Below are 6,220 nucleotides of genomic sequence, written 5' to 3'. Positions count from 1 at the left end.
CGTGGGCACGCCGGGGGACCTGGAGCGCGACACCCGCTGCGACGGCGGGGCGATCTACGGCACCTCCAGCGACGGGGCGCGGTCGGCGTTCCTGCGCCCGGCGAACCGCTCGGCGGTGCCGGGGCTCGGGGGACGTGCCGGGGTGGTGCTCAGGCGACGATGTCGCCCAGCTCCGCCAGGATGTCGGGCTTGGGGCGGGCGCCCAGGATGCTCTTGACGACCTCGCCGCCGGAGTAGACGTTCATCAGCGGGATGGACGTCACGCCGTACTTCGCGGCGGTGCGCGGGTTCTCGTCGGTGTTGAGCTTCACGATGGTGATCTTGTCGCCGTGCTCGGCGGCGATCTCCTCCAGGACCGGGGCGACGCGGCGGCACGGGCCGCACCACGGTGCCCAGAAGTCGACGAGCACCGGCTTGTCGGACTTGAGGACCTGCTCCTCGAAGGTGTCGTCGGTGACGGCGGTGGTGGCGCTCACGGGCTGCCTCCTCGTGCTCGGTGGGGTGGGGGGTTCTCTCAGCGCTCGCGCGGCTGCGGGCGGTCGACCGTCTCGGAGTCCGCCACCGCGGGGGTGGTGGTCTCCTCGCGCGGCGGGTTGACGTCCTGCTCGACGTCGCCGCGGGCGGCGAGGTAGCGCTCGGCGTCCAGGGCGGCCGAGCAGCCCATGCCGGCGGCGGTGATGGCCTGCATGTAGGTGTGGTCCACGACGTCGCCGGCGGCGAAGACGCCGGGCACGTTGGTCCTGGTGGTGCGGCCCTCCACGAGGACGAAGCCGTTCTCGTCCAGGTCGACCTGCCCCTTGACCAGGCCCGTGCGCGGCTCGTGGCCGATGGCGACGAACAGGCCGGTGGCCGCCACCTCGCGCTCGGCACCGGTGACGGTGTCGCGCAGCGTGACGCCGGTGACCTTGTCCTGGCCGTGGATCGCGGCGACCTCGGAGTTCCACGCGAAGCGGATCTTCTCGTTCTCCAGGGCGCGCCGGGCCATGATCTTCGAGGCGCGCAGCTCGTCGCGGCGGTGCACGATCGTCACCGTCCGCGCGAAGCGCGTCAGGAAGGTGGCCTCCTCCACGGCGGAGTCGCCGCCGCCGACGACCACGATGTCCTGGTCGCGGAAGAAGAAGCCGTCGCAGGTGGCGCACCAGCTCACGCCGCGCCCGGACAGGCGCTTCTCGTCGGGCAGGCCCAGCTCGCGGTACGCCGAGCCCAGCGCCAGGACGACCGCGCGGGCGTGGAAGGTCTTCCCGCTGCCGGTGACGACCTCCTTGACCTCGCCCTGCAGGCGCACGTCCACGACGTCGTCGGTGACCAGCTCGGCGCCGAAGCGCTCGGCCTGGGCGCGCATGTTGTCCATGAGGTCCGGACCCAGCACGCCCTCGGGGAAGCCGGGGAAGTTGTCGACCTCGGTGGTGTTCATGAGCGCGCCGCCGGCGGTGACGGAGCCCTCGAAGACGAGGGGCTTCAGCTCCGCGCGCGCGGCGTACAGGGCCGCGGTGTACCCGGCCGGACCGGAACCGATGACGATGACGTTGCGGACGTCGTCCACCGAGGGGCTCACCGAGAGACCTGCTTCCTTCGATCCGTGGGGGCGGCCGGGTCGCCGGTCGCCGTGCTCGCTGCAACGGATCGTAGGGCGGTGCTGTTCCCGCGCGCGCCCCCCGCCGGCGGGGGGCGCGGCGCCCGCGCGGGCCCCGGTCAGGGGGCCCCGGGCGGCGGCTGCGCCGGGAGGGCGACGCGGGCCAGGGCCGGCTGGCCGGGGGTGCAGCCCAGGGCGACGACGACGACCTCGCCGCCGGTGCCGCCGGTGCCGCTGCTGCCGCCGGTGCGCCGCACGACGAGCGCCGCGGGCTGGGCGCGCCACGCGGCGACCTCGACGGCGCTCACGGAGGCGGGGTCCACGCCGAGCGCGGCGGCGCACCCCAGGGCGCGCTCGGCGGCGGGGCGCCGGGACTCGTCGGGCACGGCGGCCGGTGCCGCCGGCGCGGCGGGGGCGGCGAGCGTGTCGCGCTCGGGCTCCCCGCCCGTCTGCGCGGGCCCCTGCAGCAGGGCCGCGCCGGCGGCGAGCAGGGCGGCCTCGTCGGCGTAGTCGGCGTCGCTGCTCAGCACGGGCGCGGCGGCGGGGGCACCGCCGCTCGTCGCGGCGGCGGGTCCGTCGGCCGCGGAGGACCCCGCCCCCGAGGAGCCGGGCCCGGAGGAGCCGCCCTGCTGCACGAGCGCGCCCAGCCCGGCGGCCAGCACGCCGGCCGCGGCCACCGCGACCAGGCCGCGGCGCCAGCGGGCCGCACGGGCCGCGCGGTTCTCGCGGTGGTGCGCCAGGGAGGCCACGCGCGCGCCCCCGGTGCTCCGCCCGTGGTCCTGCCCGGCGTCTATCCCGGCGTCCTGCCCGGAGCCCAGGTCGGCGCGGGCCCGGGCCAGCGCCTCCTCCACCCGCGCCACGACGTCGGCCGGCATCGGCCCGGCCGTCCCCGCGGCGGCGCGCAGCAGCTGCCGCACGCGCTCCTCCTCCGGCGGCAGCGGGTCCCCGCCCGCCGGACCCCCGGTCCCGCTCACCCCGCACCCCCCGTGCACCGCACCGCCCGCCGAACCGCCCACCGACCCGTCCCGCACCCCTCCCCGCGACCCGTGCTGGGACGCGCGCCCGCGCTCACCGGTTCCCGCCCGGGTCCGGCGCCTCGCCGCGCAGCAGCGCCGCGAGGGCCGTGCGGCCCCGCGAGCAGCGCGACTTCACGGTCCCCACGGCCACGTCGAGGACCTGGGCGGCCTCGGCGACCGGCACGTCGTACATGTCCACGAGCACCAGCGCCGCGCGCTGCGCCTCCGGCAGCAGCGCCAGCGCGCGCGTCACGTCCAGGCGGGTCTCCACGGCGGGGGCGGCGTCGCCGGTGACGGCCGCCGCGGCGCCGGTGCGCGGGGCGTCGCCGTCGGGGCCGGTGCCCTCCTCCAGCGGGCGGGTGGGGCGCGCGGCGCGGCGGCGGGCGCGGTCCAGGCAGGCGTTGACGACGATGCGGTGCAGCCACGTCGTCACCGCCGACTCGCCGCGGAAGCGCCCGGCGGCGCGCAGCGCCGAGACCAGGGCGTCCTGGACGGCGTCGGCGGCCTCCTCGCGGTCGCCGGTGGTGCGCAGCGCCACCGCCCACAGCCGGTCGCGGTGCCGGCGCACGACCTCCCCGAAGGCCTCGGGGTCGCCGGCGACGTGGGCGGCGAGCAGCTCGGCGTCGGTGCGCGGTTCCACCGCGCCGGGCGCGCCGTCCGCGCCGGCGGTCACGGGACGGCGGGCGTGCCCAGCACCCGCACGTCGCCGACCACGACGCGGGACTCGCCGTCGACGTCCGCGGCCTGCGTGAACCACAGCAGCAGCTGGCGGGTGCGCGCCGGCGCGGGCGGGGCCAGGACCTGCGCGCCGCCCGCGGGGGCCTGCGCGAGCACGGCCGAGCCGTCCAGCGGGTTCGCGCCGCCGGGCGTGCTGCGCAGCTCCACCGCGCCGCCGGTGCCCCCGCCGGTCAGCTCCACGGAGGTGACGTCGACGTCCGCGCCGAGGTCCAGCACCAGGCCCACGCCGCTCTTGAGGCCCCCGAAGGAGGCCGAGGCGTACCCCTCGCTGCGCCAGGTGGTGGCCGGGTCGCCGTCGAGCGCGGCGCCGGGGTCGCCGCCCTCGGAGCCGTCGCCCTCGGGGTCGACCGCGCGCGCCCCGGCCACCGGCACCGGGGCCGGTGCCGCGGCCGTCGGGGCGGGCGGGGGCGCCGGCGCGGGGGTGGTGGGCGCGGGCGCCGCGCTCGACGGCGCGCTGGTGGCCACCGGCGCGGCGGCCGGCTCCTCGCCGCCCCCGCCGCCCAGGACGCCGCGCAGCTGCCACAGCGCCAGCACCAGCCCCAGCGCCAGGATGCCGCCGACGAGGGCGAGCACGAGGCGGGAGTCCTCCCGGCCCGGGCGCGCGGTGGAGCGCGGCGCGGTGAACGGCACCGGCGGCTCCTCCTCGGGCACCACCTCGTCGCGGTTCTGCAGCCGGCCGCGGAACTCCGCGGTGGCCAGCTCCCCGCGCATGCGCCGCAGCACGTCGCCGAGGTCGTCCAGCGACCACGGCGCCAGCTGCAGCGCCAGCTCCGCGGGGCCGCGCGGGCCGTCCTCGTGCGGGCCGAACGTCACCGCGCACAGCGTGTCGAGGTCGTTGGGCGCGTCGGCGCGCAGCTCCTTGACGGGCACCGGCGGGTCGTACCGGCCGCCGGTGGTGGGGGCGGTGGGCAGGCCGGGCGCGGCGGGCAGGTCCTCCAGGCGCGGCCAGTGCCCGGTGAGCCCGGCATACACCAGCGCCACCAGGCCCACGGCGTCGGCGCGGTTGGCCAGCGCCGCGGCGCGGGTGGGCGAGACCGCCGGCGGGTCCTCCTGCAGGGCGGACTCCACGCCCACGCCCAGCACGCGCACGACCGCGTCGGGACCGAGCACCACGGACTCCGGCGTCAGCCGGGTGTGGTGCAGGCCGCGGCGGGCGGCGGCCTCCAGGGCGGTGGCGGCCTCGCCGACCAGGCCGCGCACCGCGGCCGGGCTCAGCGGGCCCTCGCGCAGCAGGTCGCCCATCGACCAGCCCTCGACGGCCTCCTCCACGACGAACACCGCGGCGCGCCGCTCCCCGCCGGGGCCCTCGCGCAGGTCGGTGCCGGCGTCCAGCACGCGCGGCACGTGCGGGTCGGTGAGCGTGGCGGCGCGCCGGCCGGCGTCGAGGAACTCCGCGGCGCGCGGGTCGTCGGCCTCGAGGGTGCGCACCCGCACCCACCGGTCCAGCGTGGTGTCCCAGCCGAGGTGGTCGCGCGAGCCCGACGTCGAGGGCAGTTCGCGGTGCAGCACGTAGCGGTCGGCGACGCTGCTGCGGCCAGCCCCGTCCAGTGTGCCCTCCAGGTCCCGGGCGCAGGGGTGCGCCGCCCTCCCCGCCTGCGCGGGCCGGGGACCATGCTAGGGCGGCGTCAGGCCCCGGCCGGGCGGACCGCGCCGTAGAGGCCGGGCATGGTGACGGGCGCCTCACGCACGACGTCGCCGCTGTGCGGGGCGTGCAGCACGCGCCCGCCGCCCAGGTACAGGGCGACGTGGTGGATCGTCGAGGGGTCCGCGCCGCCGGCGTAGAAGACGAGGTCGCCGGGCAGCAGCGCGTCCAGCGGCACCCGCGGCAGCCCGGCGTGCTGCTGCCGGGAGGTGCGCGGCACCGCGGTGCCGGCCTGCCGGTAGGCCCACTGCGTCAGGCCCGAGCAGTCGAAGCTGCCCGGTCCGGTGGCGCCCCAGGCGTAGGGCAGGCCGGTGCGCGTGCGGGCGGCGGCGACGGCGGCCGCGGCGACGCCGGTGGCGGTGGTGCCGGTGGTGTCGGTGGCGGTGGTGCCCGCGGGGTTGCTCGTGCCGGTGGCGGCCCGCGCGGCGGCGTCCGCGACGCCGGCGCGGGCGGCGGCCTCCGCGGCCCGGGCCAGGGCCTCGGCGCGGGCGCGCTCCTCCTCGGCGGCGGCGGCGCGCACCACCTCGGCGTCGGCGCCGGCGAGCAGGCGCTGCTGCTCGGCCAGGGCCGCCTCGACGCGCTCGCGCGCCGCCCCGGCGGCCCGCTGCGCCGCGGCCTCCTCCTCGCGCACCCGCGTCAGCCGCTCGAGGGCCGCGGCGGCCGCCTCGTCGGCGGTGCGCGCCCCGCTGAGCGCGGCGACGTCCAGGGCGCGGGCGGCGCGCACGGCGCGGGTGCCGGCGGCCGCGCCGTGCAGCCCGTCGGGGGTACCGGCGGCCAGGGCGCCGGCGAGCCGCCGCGCCGCGGAGAGCTGACCGCCGGCGCCGGCCGCGTACAGCGAGCGCACGCGGCGGGCCGCGTCGGCGCCGGTGGTGCGGCGCGCGCCCTCGGCGCGCTCCAGGGCGGCCTGCGCGGCGACCTCCTCGCCGATCGCGGCGCGGGTGCCCTCGACGGCGGTGAGGTGCTCCTCCACGGCCACCGACGCCTCGGTGCGCAGCGCCTCCACGCGCTCGCGCAGCGCGGCGGCCCGCTCGCGCAGCCGCGCACCCTCGGCAGCCGGAGCGGCGGCGGGGGTGCTCGCGGCGGGGGAGGGGGCCGGCGCGGCGGCGGCGCCCCCGGCCGCGCACGGCAGCAGCAGCGCCGCGCCCAGCAGCGCCGCCAGCGCCCCGCGCACGCCCCCCGCGCCCCCGCGCACCCCGGTCCCCACACCGGCTGCATCGGCGCGCGCGCACCGGACCTGCACCCCCCGGACGG

General features: G+C 79.9%; 6 protein-coding genes. All 6 read right to left on the bottom strand.

Translation table 11 applies throughout. The features are described from left to right. Positions 1-149: 149 nt before the first annotated feature. Positions 150-476, bottom strand: a complete 327-nt coding sequence (trxA, locus tag ACRYR7_RS11710) for a thioredoxin (RefSeq protein ID WP_432572268.1) — start codon at positions 474-476, stop codon at positions 150-152. A 38-nt stretch (positions 477-514) separates the two neighbouring features. Beyond that, positions 515-1,555 carry a thioredoxin-disulfide reductase gene (gene trxB, locus ACRYR7_RS11705; protein WP_432572267.1) on the bottom strand — a complete coding sequence of 347 codons (1,041 nt, stop codon included), beginning with the start codon at positions 1,553-1,555 and terminating at the stop codon, positions 515-517. Positions 1,556-1,692: 137 nt separating this feature from the next. Then, complete coding sequence (locus ACRYR7_RS11700) at positions 1,693-2,547, bottom strand: hypothetical protein (protein WP_432572266.1); 855 nt, start codon at positions 2,545-2,547, stop codon at positions 1,693-1,695. Between the two features lie 94 nt (positions 2,548-2,641). After that, on the bottom strand, positions 2,642-3,262 hold the full coding sequence (sigM, locus tag ACRYR7_RS11695; protein ID WP_432572265.1) for an RNA polymerase sigma factor SigM: 621 nt from the start codon (positions 3,260-3,262) through the stop codon (positions 2,642-2,644). Beyond that, positions 3,259-4,836, bottom strand: coding sequence for a hypothetical protein (locus ACRYR7_RS11690; RefSeq protein ID WP_432572264.1), 1,578 nt, complete (start codon positions 4,834-4,836; stop codon positions 3,259-3,261). Before ACRYR7_RS11690 ends, sigM begins: the two co-directional genes overlap by 4 nt. 116 nt (positions 4,837-4,952) lie before the next feature. Next, entirely contained in the window at positions 4,953-6,173 is a 1,221-nt protein-coding gene (locus ACRYR7_RS11685; protein ID WP_432572263.1) for a C40 family peptidase, read from the bottom strand. Positions 6,174-6,220 lie beyond the last annotated feature (47 nt).

The organism is Kineococcus gurbantunggutensis, assembly GCF_050871925.1.
GTDB lineage: Bacteria > Actinomycetota > Actinomycetes > Actinomycetales > Kineococcaceae > Kineococcus.
The sequence above is the reverse complement of the archived record's forward strand: the minus strand, read 5'-3'. Positions and strand labels throughout refer to the sequence as shown.